Genomic DNA, 20,528 nt, shown 5'->3' on the forward strand with positions numbered 1-20,528 from the left:
GGCATAAGCATGGACGCTAATAATTTTAAGATGGGCCAGGACCTGCAATGAACCTTCATCAATTGCGCTTTGTGCGCGAAGCAGTACGCCAGAACTACAATTTGACCGATGCCGCCAAGGCGCTGTTCACCTCACAGCCGGGTGTCTCCAAAGCGATCATCGAGCTGGAAGAGGAGTTGGGGGTCGACATCTTTACCCGGCATGGCAAGCGGATCCGCGGTTTGACCGAGCCGGGCCGGCTGGTATTGCAGTCGGTGGAGCTGATTATGCAGGAAATCGACAGCCTGAAGCGCATCGGCAAGGAATACGCGGCGCAGGACAGCGGCAGCTTCACCATTGCCACCACCCATACCCAGGCGCGCTATACGCTGCCGAAAGTCGTGCAGGCCTTTATGGTGAAGTTTCCCAAGGTGAGATTGTCTTTATTGCAAGGCAATCCGCAGCAGATCGCCGAGATGGTGCAGCGCGACCAGGCCGACCTGTGCATCGCCACCGAATCGATCGCCGGCGTCACCGGGCTGGTGACCTTGCCATGTTATCAATGGGAGCATGTGGTGGTGGTGGCGCCCGACCATCCGCTGCTGCGCACCAAGCAGCCGACGCTGGAAGAGATCGCGGCTTTCCCGATCATCACGTATGATGGCGCCTTTGCCGGCCGCAGCAAGATCGACCACGCGTTTGCCTTGCGCGGCCTGAAGCTGGACGTGCTGCTGGAAGCGATCGACGCCGACGTCATCAAGACTTATGTGGAGTTGGGCATGGGGATTGGTATCATAGCGGGCATGGCGTTTGACGCCGAGCGCGACAAGAACCTGCGCGCCATCCCGGTCGGCCACCTGTTCGGCATGAACGTGTCGCGGGTGGCGGTCAAGCAGGGCGCCTACCTGCGCAGCTATATTTACACCTTTATTGAACTGCTGGCCCCAACGCTCAACCGCAAGTTGATCGAACAGGCCATGAGCGGTGAAAAAGAGAACTACGAACTATAAAGAAAGCATCAACATGATTACCAACCAGTTGACACAATATTACGCCGTCAACGCGGACAACTACGATCAGGTCTACGCGCAGGAAGAGCGCTTTGACGACCTGGATGATCTGCAAGAGATGGTGGCCGAGCTGTTCACCGGCCACAAGGTGCTGGAACTGGCCTGCGGCACCGCGTACTGGACCGACCTGATCGCGGAAACCGCGGAATCCGTCTATGCCACCGATATTTCTCAGGAAATGCTCGACCTGGCGGAAACCCGCGGTCTGGACGAGGACGTCGTCACCTTCGGCCAGATGGATGCCTTCGACCTGCCGGACGGCCTGGAGGGCCAGTACACCGCCGTGTTTGCCGCTGGCCTGTGGGCGCACTTGCCGCGCGAACAATACGACAGTTTCCTCAAAACCCTGCGCGCCAAGCTGGGCAAGGACGTGCTGCTGGTGCTGCTGGATGAATCGTATGTCGATGGCAATTCGATGGTGATCGCCCGCACCGATGCGGAGGGCAACACCTACCAGATCCTGACCGCCGACGACGGCCAGCGCTACGAGATCCTGAAGAACTACCTGACCGACAGCACGCTGCGCAAACGCTTCACCAACCATGCAAAGCAGTTCCGCATCGAGCGCTTGCAATATTACTATCTGTTGAGTTGCCGTCTGAAATGATGCCGAAGCCGCCTTGCGCGGCTTTTTTTTCGTCTACTGATGTTGGAATACAACAAATTAGCGTTGTCACATTGTTGAAGTAATTGATAGGCATGATTGCCGCCGTGGAATCAATAACGCAGTTTTTCTTCAACCTCAAGTAGAGAACATCAAGTGAAAAAACTTACTCTGGCAGCAATGATCATCGGCGGCTTCGCAGCGCAAGCCCAAGCTCAATCGAACGTGACGATCTACGGCCTGGTGGACGCCGGTATCGTGAGCGAGCGCGGTGGCGCAGCTGGCAACGTGACCAAAGTTACCAGCGGCATCGGTGGTCAATCCCGTCTGGGCTTCCGCGGTACCGAAGACCTGGGCAACGGCCTGTCGGCTATCTTCCAACTGGAAACCGGCTTCAAAGCCGATGATGGCACCCTGGACAGCACCAACACCATCTTCAACCGTCAAGCCTTCGTTGGCCTGAAAAGCAAAGAAGCCGGTCAACTGACCATCGGTCGTCAGTACACCCCACTGTACCTGGCACAAAGCCAGGTCGCCGACCCGTTCGGCGCAGGCTATGCCGGCACCATCAAAAACCTGTTCCCATCGGCCGGCGCCAACACCCGCGTCAGCAACGCGCTGGTGTACTCGACCCCAACCGCCGGCGGCTTCAGCGCCGACGCCCTGTACTCGCTGGGCGAGCAACAAGGTAGCGCCACTGCCGGCCGTCAATTCGGCCTGGGCCTGAACTACGCCCAAGGCCCGCTGAACGCGCGCCTGGTGTACAACAATAAGAACAACGATACCGCCGCCACCCTGACCACCGCAGCCAAGCAGCAGGACACCGGCCGCAACACGATGTTCGCCGCTAACTACGACTTCCAGGTGGTGAAGGCCTTCTTTGCCTACGGCGCCGACAAAGGCGTCAACAGCGCCGTGCTGCCAAACAGCGCCAATCCATACAACTACACCGTGGCGCCTAAGAACAGCACCGACAGCAACGAAGTGCTGGTCGGCGCGCAAATCCCGGTGGGTTCGGGCAGCATCATGGCCTCGTACATCCGCAAGAACGACAAGACCGCGTTCAACCAGGATGCTGATCAGTGGGCGCTGGGTTACCTGTACAACCTGTCGAAGCGTACCGGCGTGTACCTGGCGTACGCCAAGATCAAAAACAAAAACGGCGCTGGCTACACCGTGGGTAACAACAACGAAGCTGGTAGCGGCGACAAAGCTTTCAACGCCGGCATCCGTCACGCGTTCTAAGCTGGTATAGGCAGTTCCTGCGGCAGCGGCAGGCGGATCATGATCCGCGTGCCGCCGTCGCTGGCGATGGCGATATCGCCATGCAGTGCCCAGACGCGTTCGCGCATCCCGATCAGGCCGAAGGAAGTTGCTTTGTCCATGTCCTTTTCGGCGATGCCGCGGCCGTCATCATGAATCATCACATGCAGCGTCCCATCGTGGCGATACAGTGACAGCATCACCTCGCTGGCCTCGGCATGGCGGGCGATATTGGTCAGCGCTTCCTGCACGATGCGGAAGATGGCCGTGCTGTAATCATCGTCCAGTATCAAATCCTCTTCCGAAGCGTCCAGTGTGCAGGCGATGTTGTTGCGCTCGACGAATTCCTGGCGCAGGCTTTCCAGCGCAAAATACAGTCCTCCCTCATCCAGTGCGCGCGGCCGCAGATTGCTGGCGATGCGGCGTAGCGATGCGATGGCGGACATCAGCAATTCATCCATGCCGGCCTGCAGTTTGCGGGCGGCCGGATTGTGGCTGCTGTGCTTTTGCAGCAGCGCCAGGTCGCCGCGCAACGTCGCCAGCAGTTGGCCGAGATCGTCATGCAGTTCGCGCGCGATGTGCTTGCGTTCTTCTTCACGGATGGTCTGGAGCGCCGCCGACAGTTCGCGCAGCTGCGAATACGATTGCTCCAGCTGCTGCTGGACCTGGCCGCGCGCGGCCTGCAGCGGCGTTTCGGCGGTCTGGCCAAGGCGCCAGCTCAGGCGCGCGCCGAGGGCCAGCGCGGATAGGATCAACAGGGAAGTGGTGGCGCGGTTCATGGGTGGCTCCCTGCGGCCGAAGGACCGCGTGGAGTCACGCTAAAGCATAAACCGCTGAGGGGACTTGATTTACATCTGCTTGAACAGATGCAGGAAGCTGCGGCTGACTTCCAGCTTGTCGGAGCGGCCCTTGATCATCACCAGGTGGCGGCCGCGGATGTCACGGGTGACACCTTCGATAGCGTTGACGTTGACCAGCGTGGCGCGGTGAATTTGCCAGAACAGCGCCGGGTCCAGCTCGTCGGCCAGGTCGCGCACCGGCTTGCGGATCAGCGCCTCGTATTTCTCGGTCTGCACACAGGTGTATTTTTCGTCCGAGCGGAAGAACAGGATTTCCTCGACCGGAATCATGCGCAGGTCCTGGCCGATGCTGGCCTGGATCCATTGCAGGTGGGCCGGCTTGGGGGCGGCGATCTTCTCGGTCAGCTGCGCCAGCATGGCGGTGACGCTGGCGTTGATGTCGGCGCCGGCGGCTGCACCGGTCGCCACCTGTTTGCCCAGGCGGCCCTTGAGGCGGTCGACCGTCACTTGCAGGCGCTCCGGCTCAGGCGGCTTCAACACGTAATCGATGGCGCCGCGCTCGAAGGCTTCGACGGCGTAGGCATCATAGGCGGTGACGAAGACGATATTGCTCTTGTTGCCGATGACGGCAGCCGCCTCCATGCCGGTCTTGCCCGGCATGCGGATATCGAGGAAGGTGAAGTCCGGTTTGAGTTGGTCGACCAGTTCGATCGCCTCGTCGCCGTTCTTGGCCTCGCCGATAATGTCGAGCTCAGGCCAAACCTGGCCCAGGCGCATGCGCAATTGGTCGCGCATTAAACGTTCGTCATCTGCAATGATTGCTGTAGGCATGGTGCGGGTGTGGGTGGTTAGTTAAATTATTATTCAACGAATTGCGTTAATAAGCAATCATGGTGTTTTTTTAGCCAACTGGTATGGCACTTCGATGGTGACGATCACGCCGCTGGGGCTGTTGGCGGCGATCAGCAGCTGGCCTTGTTCGCCGTGCAGCAGTTTCAGGCGTTCGCGGATATTCGACAGGCCGAGGCCGGTGCCGTCGCTGGGTTTGGCGCCGAAGCCGAGGCCGTTGTCGGCGACGATCACGCGCAGCTTGTTATGGGCGACGTCGGCGCGTACCTTCAGCGTGCCGCCTTCCGGCTTGCCTTCCAGGCCGTGCTTGATGGCGTTTTCCACCATCGACTGCAGCATCATCGGCGGGAAGGCGGCGGTGCGCAGGCCGTCGGGGATGTCGAAATCGACCGTCAAACGCTCTTCCATGCGCATTTTCAGCAGATTCAGGTAGGCCTCGACCATGTCGGCTTCACGGCCGAGGTTGGTGATCAGCGCGCTGTCGCGGATTTGCGGGAGCACCGCGCGCAAGTATTTGATCAGGCTGCGCTGCATAGCCGAGGCGCGCGGCGGGTCGGTCTCGATCAGGTATTCAACCGATGCCAGTGTATTAAACAGGAAGTGCGGCTCAACCTGGGCTTGCATCATTTGCATCTTCGCTTCGCTCAGCTGGCGCTGCATGGATTCGCGCTCGGCGGCGGCGTTGGCCGACTGGCTTTCCTGCTCGGCGCGCTTTTTACTGCCCATCAGCGCCTTGGTGCCGAACAGGGCCAGCACCAGCAGCGTAATAAAGCTCTTGAACCAGGTGGAGGCCTGACCGTGGTAGCGGGCGACTTTCTGCTCGGCGGCGTCGTCCACGGCCTCTTCAATCGCGTTGGACAATTCTTCGCCGATTTGCGGCGGCAGGTCGATGTGGACTTCCTCGCCCGGCAGCGACGGCAGGGCAGGGACGGAGGCGGCGCCGTTCTTGCTGCCTTTGGAAGGTTTGGCCGGGGCGGCGGGCGCGGCTGGCGTTTCGGGCGTCTCGGCTGTTTCAGGTGTGGCTGGGGTTTCCGGGGTTTCCGGTGTTTCTGGCGTGGCCACCGTCGTGTGGTCGCCGCCGTCGTCGGTATTCTTGGTGCGGATCTTGCCGCGCGGGTTGAAGTGAATGCCGTTGTCGTCGATCAGAATATTGGTATCGCTGCCTTTACGCTTGGCACTGCGGGCTTGCTCTTCTTCCTGAATCGGGTTTGACGAAAACAGTTCATCCTGCAGGATGGAGCCGGCAATCAGCATCAGGATGGCAAACACCAGGAACTTCCACCACGACAGCTGGGTCACCCAGGTGGCGGTCGCGTCGAAGCCACGGTGCAGCCAGGTGCCGGCGGTCTTCAGGGTGTCTTGCACTTTAGGCGTAGGAAACATGAACGGCTTTCACTCTTAACATGATGCAAGTGTAACCAGCCATGCCAGGACGCGCCATGCGATTGCGACAGTCTGCAAAAAATGGCGACTGGACGGTATTTGCAGAGCAGGCACTTGCCAAAGTGAATTCGGCTTGCTATAGTTCTCCTCCTCGCAAAACGACGCATGCAAATGCAGCGAAAAGCGAGAAAAAGAAGAGCTTGACGAGATGTACGAAACGCCTCATAATCTTGCCTCTTCGCTGACAGACAAAACGCTTTGTCGGCATGCAGTACAGAATGATCTTTAAAAATTTACAGTCGATAAATGTGGGCGTTTGATGCTGCAACAAAAAGCATTAAATGCTCAACAAAGAAATATTCAGTAGAAATACTGTCAGTATTTTTGAGAAGAGCGAACCAGTGACCAGCAGTGGTCACAAACAGAGATTAAACTAAAGAGTTTGATCCTGGCTCAGATTGAACGCTGGCGGCATGCCTTACACATGCAAGTCGAACGGCAGCACGGAGCTTGCTCTGGTGGCGAGTGGCGAACGGGTGAGTAATATATCGGAACGTACCCTGGAGTGGGGGATAACGTAGCGAAAGTTACGCTAATACCGCATACGATCTAAGGATGAAAGTGGGGGCTCGCAAGACCTCATGCTCCTGGAGCGGCCGATATCTGATTAGCTAGTTGGTAGGGTAAAAGCCTACCAAGGCATCGATCAGTAGCTGGTCTGAGAGGACGACCAGCCACACTGGAACTGAGACACGGTCCAGACTCCTACGGGAGGCAGCAGTGGGGAATTTTGGACAATGGGCGCAAGCCTGATCCAGCAATGCCGCGTGAGTGAAGAAGGCCTTCGGGTTGTAAAGCTCTTTTGTCAGGGAAGAAAAGGCTGTGGCTAATATCTACGGCTCATGACGGTACCTGAAGAATAAGCACCGGCTAACTACGTGCCAGCAGCCGCGGTAATACGTAGGGTGCAAGCGTTAATCGGAATTACTGGGCGTAAAGCGTGCGCAGGCGGTTTTGTAAGACTGTCGTGAAATCCCCGGGCTCAACCTGGGAATGGCGATGGTGACTGCAAGGCTAGAGTTTGGCAGAGGGGGGTAGAATTCCACGTGTAGCAGTGAAATGCGTAGATATGTGGAGGAACACCGATGGCGAAGGCAGCCCCCTGGGTCAAAACTGACGCTCATGCACGAAAGCGTGGGGAGCAAACAGGATTAGATACCCTGGTAGTCCACGCCCTAAACGATGTCTACTAGTTGTCGGGTCTTAATTGACTTGGTAACGCAGCTAACGCGTGAAGTAGACCGCCTGGGGAGTACGGTCGCAAGATTAAAACTCAAAGGAATTGACGGGGACCCGCACAAGCGGTGGATGATGTGGATTAATTCGATGCAACGCGAAAAACCTTACCTACCCTTGACATGGATGGAATCTCCGAGAGATTGGAGAGTGCCCGAAAGGGAACCATTACACAGGTGCTGCATGGCTGTCGTCAGCTCGTGTCGTGAGATGTTGGGTTAAGTCCCGCAACGAGCGCAACCCTTGTCATTAGTTGCTACGAAAGAGCACTCTAATGAGACTGCCGGTGACAAACCGGAGGAAGGTGGGGATGACGTCAAGTCCTCATGGCCCTTATGGGTAGGGCTTCACACGTCATACAATGGTACATACAGAGCGCCGCCAACCCGCGAGGGGGAGCTAATCGCAGAAAGTGTATCGTAGTCCGGATTGTAGTCTGCAACTCGACTGCATGAAGTTGGAATCGCTAGTAATCGCGGATCAGCATGTCGCGGTGAATACGTTCCCGGGTCTTGTACACACCGCCCGTCACACCATGGGAGCGGGTTTTACCAGAAGTAGGTAGCTTAACCGTAAGGAGGGCGCTTACCACGGTAGGATTCGTGACTGGGGTGAAGTCGTAACAAGGTAGCCGTATCGGAAGGTGCGGCTGGATCACCTCCTTTCTAGAGTTTGCAGGATTCTTCGGAATCACTTTCAAGCGCTCACACTTATCGACTGTAGACAATAAAAGAACAGCAAATATTGGGGCTGTAGCTCAGCTGGTTAGAGCACCGTGTTGATAACGCGGGGGTCGTTGGTTCGAGTCCAACCAGCCCTACCAGTTGCCTGTATTCGTGGTACCCATAGGGGGATTAGCTCAGCTGGGAGAGCACCTGCTTTGCAAGCAGGGGGTCGTCGGTTCGATCCCGTCATCCTCCACCACCTGTTTTTACGTAAGCAAGAGATGCTTAGGTAAAAGCAGTATCGTTCTTTAACAATCTGGAAGAAGTAAAGTTTTATTAGGTGTGTGTCGACAGATACATGCCTGGGTAGTAAAACTCATCATCACAAAGTAGTAAATGCTTAGAACTATAGCCGTCAAGGTTATAGGGACAAGTGAATAAGTGCACATGGTGGATGCCTTGGCGATTACAGGCGATGAAGGACGTAGTAGCTTGCGATAAGCTGCGGGGAGCTAGCAAACAAGCTTTGATCCGCAGATTTCCGAATGGGGAAACCCGGCCCTTTGGGTCATCACTCACTGAATACATAGGTGTGTGAAGCGAACGCGGCGAACTGAAACATCTAAGTAGCTGCAGGAAAAGAAATCAACCGAGATTCCCAAAGTAGTGGCGAGCGAAATGGGAAGAGCCTGCACGTGATAGTCGGACTGATAATGGAATGCTCTGGAAATGGCAGCCACAGCGGGTGATAGCCCCGTACATGAAATCAGACCGGTGGTACTAAGCGTGCGACAAGTAGGGCGGGACACGAGAAATCCTGTCTGAATATGGGGGGACCATCCTCCAAGGCTAAATACTCGTAATCGACCGATAGTGAACCAGTACCGTGAGGGAAAGGCGAAAAGAACCCCGGGAGGGGAGTGAAATAGATCCTGAAACCGTGTGCATACAAACAGTAGGAGCGGACTTGTTCCGTGACTGCGTACCTTTTGTATAATGGGTCAGCGACTTACATTCAGTGGCAAGGTTAACCGCATAGGGAAGCCGTAGAGAAATCGAGTCCGAACAGGGCGATAGTCGCTGGGTGTAGACCCGAAACCAAGTGATCTACTCATGGCCAGGATGAAGGTGCGGTAACACGCACTGGAGGTCCGAACCCACTAATGTTGAAAAATTAGGGGATGAGCTGTGGGTAGGGGTGAAAGGCTAAACAAACTTGGAAATAGCTGGTTCTCTCCGAAAACTATTTAGGTAGTGCCTCAAGTATCACCATCGGGGGTAGAGCACTGTTATGGCTAGGGGGTCATCGCGACTTACCAAACCATTGCAAACTCCGAATACCGATGAGTGCGAGCTTGGGAGACAGACGTCGGGTGCTAACGTCCGGCGTCAAGAGGGAAACAACCCAGACCGCCAGCTAAGGTCCCAAAGATTGGCTAAGTGGAAAACGAAGTGGGAAGGCTAAAACAGTCAGGATGTTGGCTTAGAAGCAGCCATCATTTAAAGAAAGCGTAATAGCTCACTGATCGAGTCGTCCTGCGCGGAAGATGTAACGGGGCTAAGCCAGTCACCGAAGCTGCGGATATGCGTAAGCATATGGTAGGAGAGCGTTCTGTAAGCCTGCGAAGGTGTCTTGTAAAGGATGCTGGAGGTATCAGAAGTGCGAATGCTGACATGAGTAGCGATAATGGGGGTGAAAAGCCCCCACGCCGTAAGCCCAAGGTTTCCTGTTCAACGTTCATCGGAGCAGGGTGAGTCGGCCCTAAGGCGAGGCAGAGATGCGTAGCTGATGGGAAGCAGGTTAATATTCCTGCACCGTCGTATGATGCGATGGGGGGACGGATCGCGGAAGGTTGTCTGACTGTTGGAATAGTCAGTTTCTGCTTCATAGAAGGTGCTTAGGCAAATCCGGGCACGTAATTCAAGGGAGTGGGACGAGTGTACTTGTACACGTAGCAATCGGAAGTGGTTCCAAGAAAAGCCTCTAAGCTTCAGTCATACGAGACCGTACCGCAAACCGACACAGGTGGGCGAGATGAGTATTCTAAGGCGCTTGAGAGAACTCGGGAGAAGGAACTCGGCAAATTGGTACCGTAACTTCGGGAAAAGGTACGCCCTTGTAGCTTGGCTGATTTACTTCAGTAGGGCGAACGGGTTGCAATAAACTGGTGGCTGCGACTGTTTAATAAAAACACAGCACTCTGCAAACACGAAAGTGGACGTATAGGGTGTGACGCCTGCCCGGTGCTGGAAGATTAAATGATGGGGTGCAAGCTCTTGATTGAAGTCCCAGTAAACGGCGGCCGTAACTATAACGGTCCTAAGGTAGCGAAATTCCTTGTCGGGTAAGTTCCGACCTGCACGAATGGCGTAACGATGGCCACACTGTCTCCTCCCGAGACTCAGCGAAGTTGAAATGTTTGTGATGATGCAATCTACCCGCGGCTAGACGGAAAGACCCCATGAACCTTTACTGTAGCTTTGCATTGGACTTTGAACCAATCTGTGTAGGATAGGTGGGAGGCTTTGAAGTAGGGACGCCAGTCTCTATGGAGCCAACCTTGAAATACCACCCTGGTTTGTTTGAGGTTCTAACCTTGGTCCGTTATCCGGATCGGGGACAGTGCATGGTAGGCAGTTTGACTGGGGCGGTCTCCTCCTAAAGTGTAACGGAGGAGTTCGAAGGTACGCTAATTACGGTCGGACATCGTGATGATAGTGCAATGGCATAAGCGTGCTTAACTGCGAGACTGACAAGTCGAGCAGGTACGAAAGTAGGACATAGTGATCCGGTGGTTCTGTATGGAAGGGCCATCGCTCAACGGATAAAAGGTACTCTGGGGATAACAGGCTGATTCCTCCCAAGAGTTCATATCGACGGGGGAGTTTGGCACCTCGATGTCGGCTCATCACATCCTGGGGCTGTAGCCGGTCCCAAGGGTATGGCTGTTCGCCATTTAAAGTGGTACGTGAGCTGGGTTTAAAACGTCGTGAGACAGTTTGGTCCCTATCTGCCGTGGGCGTTGGAAATTTGAAGGGGGCTGCTCCTAGTACGAGAGGACCGGAGTGGACAGACCTCTGGTGTACCGGTTGTCACGCCAGTGGCATTGCCGGGTAGCTAAGTCTGGAAGAGATAACCGCTGAAAGCATCTAAGCGGGAAACTTGCCTTAAGATGAGATTTCCCAGAGCCTTGAGCTCTTTGAAGGGTCGTTCGAGACCAGGACGTTGATAGGTCAGGTGTGGAAGTGCAGTAATGCATTAAGCTAACTGATACTAATTGCCCGTACGGCTTGTCCCTATAACCTTGACGGTTATACGCATTTACTCTGATGATGAGTGGTGCTACCCCAACACAAAACTTTACTTCTCCCAGATTCGCTGCGTAGCCATGAGGCTGCGCGGCACACAAGTCAAAGCTTGATGACCATAGTAAGTCGGTCCCACCCCTTCCCATCCCGAACAGGACCGTGAAACGACTCTACGCCGATGATAGTGCTGCAACCAGTGTGAAAGTAGGTTATCGTCAAGCTAGTTATTTAGAGAAATCCCCATCAGCCTGAACGCGCTCAAGATCGCGCTCAGTGCAGGTGGGGATTTTTTGCGTTTACAGCGGTTCCAGGTTGGCGCCGCGCAGATTGACCAGCAGCGCATGGCCGTTGCTGTCGATACGAAACTCGCCGTATTTGGCCTGATCCCATCGTTTTCCCTCGCCTTCCTTGAAATACCACGCATCGCTTGCCGGCTGCAGACCACTTTGGGTATTCACCAGCTCGATCAGGATTTCATTCGTGGCCGGCGGTCCTTCGGATGCGGCGCGGCGGATGACCGCAATCCCTCTGTCGTCAATGGCGGCGACGACTTTGACGTGCCGGCCAACGACGTTCAGATCCGGCGAGCTGAAGTTGAGGCGCATATAATCGCCTTGTATCATTGAGCGCGGGTCGACCGGCGCCAGTGCAATAAAGACCGTTCGGCCGTTGCGTATCAGCTGCTCCTTTTGCCAGATGCCGCCGTTGACGACCACCAATACTGCCAGCAATGTCAGCGCCATCAGCTTGGGTATCTGACCAGGCTGCGCTGCGCTGCGCAGGCCGCGCGGTCGGCTTGGCCACCCGATCAGTCCAAAGGCAGCGCCGCTGGCCGCCATCAGGAGTGCCTTGGTGGTCAATGGCAGCGCCAACTGGTAATAGAAACAGCCAACAATCCACGCTGCCGCAACGGCGGCGGTTGTTGCCAGCAGCGGCCGTGCGCTGGTCGCACATATCGCCAGCACCAGCAGCGCGGCGCCGAGCGGGGGCATCATCCAGCACAGGGCGAGCAACAGCAAGGCTGCGAGCAACATACGCGGCATGCGGCAAGCCGGCCAGTGCCATGCCAGCCAGGCGGCGCCGGCGACGGCCAGCAGCAACGACAAGATGCGTGATAGTGGCGCGTCGCTGAAGTCGACGGCGACCTGGAAAGGTTCTGCCAGCACGCCGATCATGAAGCTCTGACCAGCGCTGTATGCCAATCCCAGCAACAGCATCGCGGCCCAGCCGGAAGCGATGGCGTCGAGTGCCATTGCTTCTTCCGCTGTCGTGCCGGAAACCGGTCGCGCGTCTGCCCAAGCCACGGTGGCGGTCCATACGAGCGCCGCACAATACAGCCCGTTTTGCCAGTTTCCCCGCCAAAAAAGGCGGTCTTCGCCAAACATCATGGCAAACGCCGCGCAGGCCAGCGCGCCCAATAAGGTGCGCAGCCAAAGTTGGGGGACTGCCCAGGCGGCGCCCAGGATTACCAGCATCAGTGCGGCGCTGGCCAGGACGGTCGACAGATCCCGGTAAAATCCGAAGGCCAGCAGCACGCCCGCCACCAGCAGCGCTGGAAAGCCGAGTTGTTCGACGAATTCGGGCGTATGGCGGCTGCGTAGCAGGAATAGGGCGGTGCCGAGGATCAGTACGCCAACTGTGTAAGTTAGCGACCCTCGTTCCAACGGTGAGCCCAGCGTGATGAACAGCACGGCGACGAGGGGGATCACCGCCAACCATGCCCCTAGCCCGGTCATCAAGACCACCGGCCAGGGACGCGCCGTGGATGTTGGTGCGGCGTCGGATGGCAGGATGTCGCCGGCCACCGCCGCTTCGATCAAATCGTTCAGTTTTTGGCTGCTCATGCGATGTGCTCCGGTTGATGCGTGTGCGCCAGCCCCAGGATCAGCTTGACCGTGAGGGCCAACAGCGCCGCCGCTACGCATCCCGTCAACAGGATTGCCGCAGTCGACACGCCTCCGCCTGCGATGAGTGTTCGCGCCAATCCGCCCATCAGCACGACGTTGGCGCCGAAGCCCAGGGCGCTGACGACGAACACGTCAAACATATTGCGCAGGCTGAAGACGAAGATCAGCGCAGCAATGCTGGTCAGCGTTACCATGTACATTGCGCTGAGCCGTGGACCAAGCAAGCTGTAGATGGCGACCCAGCATAGGCCTGCGGTCGCGTAGATCATAATCAAGCGCATCGGCCAAAGTCCGGCGCCGACGGGCGCAAAGCGGAACAGCGCCGCCAGCGCGACGGCTGGCACCCATGAGCTCAGGCTGGCCTCGAAAAATCCCAGGCCCGGCACAGCCCGGTAGGCCAGCCAGGTAGCGGTCAAGGCCACCACCGCCCATGCGGTCCACAGGACGTCGTGGCGAACGCCCAAGCAGAGCGGCACGGTCAGCAAGGCCCATACTGCGAATAGTTCCCATGGATCGGCGCCGGTCTGGTAGGTCTGCCCGAAGTGGGCGAACAGTCCGCCGCAGGTGATGAAGGCCACCAGCGACAGGGGCACGCGCGTGGCCGGGTGCCGCCAGGCGCCCAGCAGGGCAAGGATGAGCAGCGCCTGCAATAGCGCGAAGCGTCCGGCGTGCGATAGCGAGGGCCAATTGGCGGCGATCCAAAACAGGATGCCAAGCCCGCCGAGGGCGGCGCCCAGCACTGCCAGGCCGTGCTGCAGCCGCTGCGCGAGCGAAGGAGGAGGCTCGTCGAGTGCGGCAAGTTGGCGTAGGGCGGCATGTTGCTGGACCGATAGCTGGTACTTGTCGGTCAGGGCAAGAATGGCGAGACGGAGACTCATAAGCACCTCACAATTTGATGTATTGCTTATACAGTAACATTGTCTTTGTGGGCAGCGTCGTGACTTAATGCAACGTCAGCTCACTATTTGTGGGCAGCCGTGCGATTGAGTTGTATTATTTACCGGTGTCCACTCACCTGAGGTAGCTCCATGGCAGAAGCAAGAAAGTATCGCTTGGTAACGCGTAGCGATTTTGATGGTTTGGTGTGCGCGGTGCTGCTCAAGCATCTGGATTTGATTGACGAGATCCTGTTCGTTCATCCGAAGGATATGCAGGACGGTAAGATCGCGATCAGCGACAACGACATCACCACCAATTTACCGTATGTGCCGGGCGTGCACCTGGCATTCGATCACCATTTGTCGGAAACCATCCGCAACACCGGTGAGCGCAGCAATCACGTGATTCATCCCGAGGCGCCGTCGGCGGCGCGCGTGGTCTACGATTATTACGGTGGCCTCAAAGCGTTCCCGGCAGCATGGGACGACATGATGGCGGCGGTCGACAAGGGCGATGCCGCGCGCTTCAACGAGCAGGAAGTGCTGCATCCGGAAAACTGGGATTTGCTGAACTTCCTGATGGACGCACGTACCGGCCTGGGCCGTTTCCGCGAGTTCCGCATCTCGAACTACAACCTGATGATGGACCTGATCAATTACTGCAAGGACCACACGATCGAACAGATCATGGAACTGCCGGATGTGAAGGAACGCAAGGAGCTGTATTTCGATCACGCCGAGAAGTGCAAGGAGCAGATTCGCCGTTGCGCCACGGTGCACAAAAACCTGGTGGTGCTGGACCTGCGCAACGAGGAAGTGATCTTTGCCGGCAACCGCTTCATCATCTACGCGCTGTTCCCGCAGACGAATATCTCGATCCACGTGCTGTGGGGCCTGAAGAACCAGAATACGGTATTCGCCACCGGCAAATCGATCCTGAACCGTACTTCGAAGACCAATATCGGCGCACTGATGCTGGAATACGGCGGCGGCGGGCATGAGAATGCCGGCACCTGCCAGGTCGATAATGAGCGGGCGGACGAGGTGCTGGAAGCGCTGATCTACCGCATCAATAGCGAAGGCTGACAACATAAAAAAAGCGCCCTAGGGCGCTTTTCTCATTCCTGCTCAGGCAGGGCGATGTGATCGTCCGTGCTGAACTGGTAATCCTTGAACACGTGTTCCGCGCTCAGCAGTTGGTACTCGCCATCCGGCTTCTTGAACGAGGTGTCCTTCAGCTTGTAGGTGTAGTGGCCGCAGGTCCAGCAGTTGAAGTTGCGCATGTGGGTGCACAGGCAGGTCTTGTCCATCACCACCACGTTCTTCAGTTCAGGATGCGCCGCCACTTCGCGGTTGTACGAATTGATGTAGGCGCAGTTGCCGGTCGCGTCCAGCAGATAGCCGTACGATTCGCAGCCCGGACGAATGCCGGAGCCGATCGCCGGCGTATTCTTCAGCATCCGCATCGGATAGCCGGTCGGCGAAATGCCGTTGACGATGATGTCCTCTTCCGACGCCTTGAAGTATTCCTGCTTGACCTTGTCCGGCAGGCCGCACTCCTTGGTGACGGTGAAGCGGGTGGCCACCTGCACGCCTGCCGCGCCGGCTTCCAGGAACCGGACCGCATCGGAACCGGTGAAGATGCCGCCGGCCGCGATCAGCGGAATGTCCAGCTGCTCTTCCTTGAAGTAGGCCAGCAGTTCCAGCATGATGGTCATCAGGTCGTAGTCTTTCCAGTCTTCCGGACCGAAGCCCAGGTGACCGCCGGCCAGCGGGCCTTCGACAATGACGTAATCCGGCAGACGGTTCAGCTTGGCGTTCTTGCGCAGGAAGATCTGCAGCGCGCGCACCGACGACACGATAATGCCCAGCTTGGCTTCGCGGAAGCGCGGGTGGTCGGCCATCAGCGCGAACGAACCGAAGTGCAGGCCGGCCGACAGCGTGATGCCGTCGATGCCGGCGTCCAGCGCCGCGTTCAGACGGGTGCGCAGGGTTTCGCGCGGACCATTCATGGTCAGCTTTTCCATGCAGTTGACAAAGATCAGGCCAGAGCCCTGCTTGGCGCGCATGGTGGCGCCGATGTGCAGGCGTTGCGCTTCGGCCAGGCGTTGCAGGTCGAACTGCACCATGGACTTGTCCATGTTGTTGATGTTGTGCTTGTAGAGCTTGGTCTTGTCCTTGACGAAGCTGGTATCGAACTTGCGATCCGAGACGTCTTCCACCATCGCGTCGGAGATGTGACCGATACCGCCCAGGCGGGCCGCTTCCAGCGCCAGTTCCGAGGTCGAGATATCGACCCCCATTCCGCCGATCATGATGGGCACATACTCGTCATTGCCAAATCGCAGGCGGAAATCATCAACACGTTTCATTGCTATCCTTAGACTACCGAGGTTATTTGCGGTCGCGCGGCAGTACGCATGGTCGGGGCTCCGACTTATTCTACTCCATGTGTACTACAGCTATGTGACGGCGCGGCAGTGCTGGGCACGCCGCGCGGACGGACGGGAGATCAGTCGCGGAAGTTGTTGAATTCCAGCGGCAGGTCGGCGACATCCTTGCGCAGCAGCGCCATGGCGGCCTGCAGGTCGTCGCGCTTGGCGCCGGTGATGCGCACCGATTCGCCCTGGATGGCGGCTTGCACCTTCATCTTGCTGTCCTTGATGGCGCGCACGATTTTCTTGGCATCGTCGGATTCGATGCCGTTTTTCACCGTGATGACCTGGCGCACCTTGTCGCCGCCGATTTTCTTGATCTCGCCATCGTCGAGGAAACGGACGTCGACCTTGCGCTTGGCCAGCTTGGTGGTCAAGACGTCGCGCACTTGCTGCAACTGGAATTCCGCATCGGCGGTCACGGTCAGCTCGCGCTCTTTCTGTTCGACGGCGGCGCCGGTCCCCTTGAAGTCAAAGCGCGTGGCGATCTCCTTTTGAGATTGCTCGACGGCATTCTTCACTTCGATCATATCGGCTTCCAAAACTACATCAAACGACGGCATAACTATTTCCTTTTCGTGAGGCAAGCAGCACGCATGGATCCGGCTGCATCAAAGACTGATATTTTAACGGACAACCTGCCCGACGCCGCCATATCGGCGCTGGTTTTTTGCGTGTTTCGCTCTATAATCGATGAAATTTCCTGATTATTTTCTCATGCCCGCCCCATTTTCTGTCCTACATCAATTTCCGCTGCAGTCCCTCAACACCTTCGGCATCGCCGCCAGCGCGCGCGCCTATTTGCGCGTGACCGAAAAGGAGCAATTGCTCGGCGTTTATGCCGATGGCGCCTGGGCTACTTTGCCGAAGCTGGTGCTGGGCGGCGGCAGCAATGTGCTGCTGACCGGCGACTTTGACGGCTTGGTGCTGCACATCGCTTTGCAGGGCAGGGAAGTGCTGGAAGACACGCAACAACATTATTTGGTGCGCGCGGCCGCCGGCGAAAACTGGCATGCGTTCGTGCAGTGGACGCTGGCGCACGGCGTCGGCGGGCTGGAAAATCTGTCGCTGATACCGGGCACGGTCGGCGCGGCTCCTATCCAGAATATTGGCGCCTACGGTCTGGAAATCAAGGACGTCTTCCACAGCGCGACGGTGTTCGATCCGTGCAGTGGCGAGACGCGCGTGATGGATGCGGCGGCGTGCCGCTTCGGCTATCGCGACAGTGTCTTCAAGCGCGAAGAGGGCCGCCACCTGATCATTCTGGACGTGACGTTTGCGCTGCCCAAGCAGTGGCAGCCGAATCTGCGTTATGCCGAGCTGGCGGCCGAGCCGGGCCTGGGCAATGCGCCGACGCCGCAACAGGTGGCCGATGCGGTGATCGCGATTCGCCGCCGCAAGCTGCCCGATCCGGCGGTGATCGGCAATGCCGGCAGCTTCTTCAAAAATCCGGTGGTATCGGGCGCGCAATGCGCGGCGCTGCTGGAGCGATTTCCGAACCTGGTGCACCACGCGCAGCCGGATGGCAGCGAGAAGCTGGCCGCCGGCTGGCTGATCGATCAATGCGGCTGGAAAGGGCGCAGCCTGGGCGCGGCCGGCGTCTATCCGAAACAGGCGCTGGTGCTGGTGAATAACGGTGGCGCCAGCGGCGCCGACGTGGTGGCGCTGGCCAAGGCGATACAGGCCGACGTGCAGGCGCGCTATGGCGTGCTGCTGGAACCTGAACCTGTGTTCATCTAAGGACGGGCGGCCTGCACCAGTTCAATCGCGGTGTGGGCGTCTTCCGGGTAAACCGAGCAGCCGGTGTGACAGGCGGCGCGCAACGCGGCGTCGCTGATGCCGGGCAGCGGTTCGCCCGTTACCGACAGGCTGATACGATGCAGCTGGCTGGTGACGATCGAGCGCCGCGACGCCATGTTGAGGATCACGCCAAATTCATCATGGCCGATGCGCGCCACCAGATCGCCAGCGCGGCATTCGCGCTCGATGCGGCGCGAAATATCGGCCAGCGCTTCTTTCAGCGACGCGATGCCGTTGATGCGCACCACGGCCACGCCCAGATGGCCTTTGCTGGCCTGCGCCGCCGCCAGCTTGGCCTGTAACTGCTCATAGAAGAACGAACGATTGGCGGTGCCGCTGGCTTCATCCAGTGTGAGGCGCTGCTTCAGCACATTCGGTCCTTCCTGCGTGGCGCGCTGCATCAGCATCGCCGCCATATTCGCCAGCGGCTGGGCGATCTCCACTTCGTGCTCGTTGAATTCGCGCGGCTCTTTCCAGATCAGCTTCATGACGGCGATGGCGTCGCCGCCGGCGATCAGCGGCACGATCACCATCGCCCGCAGGCCGACCTTGCGGCACGCTTCGCGGTTGACGCGGTCGTCGGTTTCGCTATCGGTGCACAGCGCCGCCGTACGGCTGGTCAGCACGCGGCCGGACAAGCTGTTCGCCACCGGCATGCGCAAGCCCAGTTGCGCTTCGGCGATGCCGTTGGCCGAGCGATAGACGATGGCGTCATCTTCCAGCAGTTCGACCACGGCGCCGTCGGCGCCTGTCAATTCCACCGCGCGGGCGGAGGCCACATCCATGACGGCGGCGAGGTCATTACCCAGTCCAACCAGCTGGACCTGGGCGTCGATAATCGCGAGTAGTTTGTGTGATGGTATGTTCATGGTCGTAAAAAAAGCAGACCGCAGTCTGCTTTTGAATTTAGCCGAAGTGGCAAACGTAATCGACAGTTTCCACGGTTTCGATGTCGAACTTGCTGTTGCCCGGCACCTTGAATTCCTGGCCGGCGCCGTAGGTCTGCCAGTCGCTGGCGCCATCCAGCCGCACCTTGCAGACGCCGCCAACGATTTCCATGATTTCCGGCGCGCCGGTGTTGAAGGTCAGGCTGGAAGGGAAGATGACGCCGACGGTTTTCTTGCTGCCATCCGCAAGGATGACGGTGTGCGACACACATTTGCCGTCGAAGTAGATATTCGATTTCTTGACGACGCTGACTTGATCGATTTGAGCACTCATGCTGCGGTTTTTCCTTAGTTCGATGAGGTGAGACCAGACGTATCGTCCGCGCTCATCACGCGGTTGCGGCCAGCATGCTTGGCGGCGTACAGCGCCTGGTCGGCGAGGCGGATCAGCTCTTCAACCGAGGACGCCGGCGACGGCACCACGCTAGCCACGCCGACCGACATGGTCACCGAGGACAGCTCCGTGGTCGCCTGCGGATTTTCGATCGCGAGCTGCTCCAGATGGCGGCGGCACGACTCGGCCACGATCAGCGCCCCAGTCAGTGGTGTCTCCGGCAGGATAATCGCAAACTCCTCGCCGCCGTAGCGCGCGGCCAGGTCGGCCGGTCGCTTCAGGTGTTCAGTCAAAACAGCCGCCACCTTTTTCAGGCACAAATCGCCCGCCAGGTGGCCGAAGCTGTCGTTATAGCCTTTGAAGAAGTCGACGTCGCACATCAGCAGCGTCAGTGGCTTCTTGTCGCGCTGGCCGCGCTGCCATTCGATGCGCATGGTGTCGTCGAAGCGGCGGCGATTGGCGATGCCGGTCAGGCCGTCGAGGGCCGCCAGCTTTTGCAGTTCGATGTTGGCGTCGGCCAGCTGCTTCTGGCTCTCGCGCAGGAAGCGGAAGGCCTGGTCGCGCTGCAAGCGGCTGATGTGGGCGCCCGAGTGGTAGCGCACCCGCGCCAGTAGCTCCAGCTTGTCCGGCAGCTTGACCATGTAGTCGTTGGCGCCGGTGCTGAAGCTGTGCGCCTTGAGTTTCGGGTCTTCCTTGGCCGACAGCACGATTACCGGCACGTGGCGCAGGCTCTCTTCGGCGCGGTACTGGGTGATCTGGCCGAAGCCGTCGATGGCCGGCATCACCAGGTCTTGCAGGATCACGGTCGGCTGCAATTGCAGCGCCGTCTCCAGCGACTTGGTGGCGTCGGTCACGTAGTGGAATTCGATGTCCGGCTGGTCGCTGAGCATGCGCCGCACGGCTTCGACGATGATCAGCTGGTCGTCGACCAGCAGTACGCGTACCTTGAAGGTGGTGAGGACCGGTTCTTGATCTTGTACGATTACTTGTGCTTCGGACATCAGGTTTC

The 20,528-nt window shown here is 58.1% G+C and carries 15 protein-coding genes, 2 tRNA genes and 3 rRNA genes; 10 read left to right on the forward strand and 10 right to left on the reverse strand.

Annotated features, from left to right (window positions below; genetic code table 11):
- Positions 1-47: 47 nt before the first annotated feature.
- The 3 genes from HH213_RS19800 to HH213_RS19810 all read left to right on the forward strand — a co-directional run bounded on the left by HH213_RS19800 (position 48) and on the right by HH213_RS19810 (position 2,898).
- Positions 48-989 carry a CysB family HTH-type transcriptional regulator gene (locus HH213_RS19800; RefSeq protein WP_110846715.1) on the forward strand — a complete coding sequence of 314 codons (942 nt, stop codon included), beginning with the start codon at positions 48-50 and terminating at the stop codon, positions 987-989.
- 13 nt (positions 990-1,002) lie between these two features.
- Positions 1,003-1,656, forward strand: a complete 654-nt coding sequence (locus HH213_RS19805; RefSeq protein ID WP_110846714.1) for a class I SAM-dependent methyltransferase — start codon at positions 1,003-1,005, stop codon at positions 1,654-1,656.
- Between the two features lie 153 nt (positions 1,657-1,809).
- Complete coding sequence (locus tag HH213_RS19810; RefSeq protein ID WP_443093322.1) at positions 1,810-2,898, forward strand: porin; 1,089 nt, start codon at positions 1,810-1,812, stop codon at positions 2,896-2,898.
- On the opposite strand, the gene HH213_RS19815 is transcribed toward HH213_RS19810, so the two are convergent.
- The 3 genes from HH213_RS19815 to HH213_RS19825 all read right to left on the reverse strand — a co-directional run bounded on the left by HH213_RS19815 (position 2,895) and on the right by HH213_RS19825 (position 5,948).
- Positions 2,895-3,695, reverse strand: coding sequence for a sensor histidine kinase (locus tag HH213_RS19815; RefSeq protein WP_308494502.1), 801 nt, complete (start codon positions 3,693-3,695; stop codon positions 2,895-2,897). The genes HH213_RS19810 and HH213_RS19815 overlap by 4 nt on opposite strands.
- Positions 3,696-3,764: 69 nt before the next feature.
- The gene (locus tag HH213_RS19820; protein ID WP_110846712.1) at positions 3,765-4,547 is read right to left on the reverse strand and encodes a LytR/AlgR family response regulator transcription factor; all 783 of its coding nucleotides are present in this window, start codon (positions 4,545-4,547) and stop codon (positions 3,765-3,767) included.
- Between the two features lie 57 nt (positions 4,548-4,604).
- On the reverse strand, positions 4,605-5,948 hold the full coding sequence (locus HH213_RS19825) for a sensor histidine kinase (protein ID WP_169113378.1): 1,344 nt from the start codon (positions 5,946-5,948) through the stop codon (positions 4,605-4,607).
- 430 nt (positions 5,949-6,378) lie between these two features.
- On the opposite strand from HH213_RS19825, the gene HH213_RS19830 reads away from it, so the two are divergent.
- From HH213_RS19830 to rrf, 5 genes are all read left to right on the forward strand, one after another.
- Positions 6,379-7,909, forward strand: a 16S ribosomal RNA gene (locus HH213_RS19830).
- Between the two features lie 81 nt (positions 7,910-7,990).
- A tRNA-Ile gene (locus tag HH213_RS19835) sits at positions 7,991-8,067 on the forward strand.
- Between the two features lie 25 nt (positions 8,068-8,092).
- Positions 8,093-8,168, forward strand: a tRNA-Ala gene (locus HH213_RS19840).
- A 168-nt stretch (positions 8,169-8,336) separates the two neighbouring features.
- A 23S ribosomal RNA gene (locus HH213_RS19845) occupies positions 8,337-11,208 on the forward strand.
- A 118-nt stretch (positions 11,209-11,326) separates the two neighbouring features.
- Positions 11,327-11,439 (forward strand): 5S ribosomal RNA (gene rrf, locus HH213_RS19850).
- Together the 16S, 23S and 5S rRNA genes with 2 tRNA genes alongside form the textbook arrangement of a ribosomal RNA operon.
- Before the next feature lie 75 nt (positions 11,440-11,514).
- On the opposite strand, the gene HH213_RS19855 is transcribed toward rrf, so the two are convergent.
- Both HH213_RS19855 and HH213_RS19860 read right to left on the reverse strand, forming a co-directional pair.
- Complete coding sequence (locus HH213_RS19855) at positions 11,515-13,062, reverse strand: GDYXXLXY domain-containing protein (protein ID WP_169113379.1); 1,548 nt, start codon at positions 13,060-13,062, stop codon at positions 11,515-11,517.
- On the reverse strand, positions 13,059-14,003 hold the full coding sequence (locus HH213_RS19860; protein WP_169113380.1) for a DUF2157 domain-containing protein: 945 nt from the start codon (positions 14,001-14,003) through the stop codon (positions 13,059-13,061). The genes HH213_RS19855 and HH213_RS19860 overlap by 4 nt, the downstream gene beginning before the upstream one ends.
- Before the next feature lie 150 nt (positions 14,004-14,153).
- On the opposite strand from HH213_RS19860, the gene HH213_RS19865 reads away from it, so the two are divergent.
- A complete protein-coding gene (locus tag HH213_RS19865) occupies positions 14,154-15,089 on the forward strand; it encodes an exopolyphosphatase (protein ID WP_169113381.1) in 936 nt (311 codons plus the stop codon).
- 32 nt (positions 15,090-15,121) lie between these two features.
- On the opposite strand, the gene HH213_RS19870 is transcribed toward HH213_RS19865, so the two are convergent.
- Positions 15,122-16,375 (reverse strand): nitronate monooxygenase, encoded by a 1,254-nt coding sequence (locus HH213_RS19870; RefSeq protein WP_110849927.1) that lies wholly within the window; start codon positions 16,373-16,375, stop codon positions 15,122-15,124.
- Between the two features lie 140 nt (positions 16,376-16,515).
- Positions 16,516-17,001, reverse strand: coding sequence for a YajQ family cyclic di-GMP-binding protein (locus tag HH213_RS19875; protein ID WP_110849926.1), 486 nt, complete (start codon positions 16,999-17,001; stop codon positions 16,516-16,518).
- 154 nt (positions 17,002-17,155) lie between these two features.
- Between HH213_RS19875 and murB the strand changes: the two genes are divergently transcribed.
- On the forward strand, positions 17,156-18,178 hold the full coding sequence (murB, locus tag HH213_RS19880) for a UDP-N-acetylmuramate dehydrogenase (RefSeq protein WP_169113382.1): 1,023 nt from the start codon (positions 17,156-17,158) through the stop codon (positions 18,176-18,178).
- On the opposite strand, the gene HH213_RS19885 is transcribed toward murB, so the two are convergent.
- The 3 genes from HH213_RS19885 to HH213_RS19895 are packed head-to-tail and all read right to left on the reverse strand — an operon-like array spanning position 18,175 to position 20,520.
- On the reverse strand, positions 18,175-19,107 hold the full coding sequence (locus HH213_RS19885) for a sensor domain-containing diguanylate cyclase (protein ID WP_169113383.1): 933 nt from the start codon (positions 19,105-19,107) through the stop codon (positions 18,175-18,177). The two genes, murB and HH213_RS19885, sit on opposite strands and share 4 nt — an antisense overlap.
- A gap of 37 nt (positions 19,108-19,144) precedes the next feature.
- Entirely contained in the window at positions 19,145-19,459 is a 315-nt protein-coding gene (gene ppnP / locus HH213_RS19890) for a pyrimidine/purine nucleoside phosphorylase (protein WP_110849923.1), read from the reverse strand.
- A 14-nt stretch (positions 19,460-19,473) separates the two neighbouring features.
- Positions 19,474-20,520, reverse strand: coding sequence for a diguanylate cyclase (locus HH213_RS19895; protein ID WP_169113384.1), 1,047 nt, complete (start codon positions 20,518-20,520; stop codon positions 19,474-19,476).
- Positions 20,521-20,528: the final 8 nt, after the last annotated feature.

This window comes from Duganella dendranthematis, from assembly GCF_012849375.1.
Classification (GTDB): Bacteria; Pseudomonadota; Gammaproteobacteria; order Burkholderiales; family Burkholderiaceae_D; genus Rugamonas; species Rugamonas dendranthematis.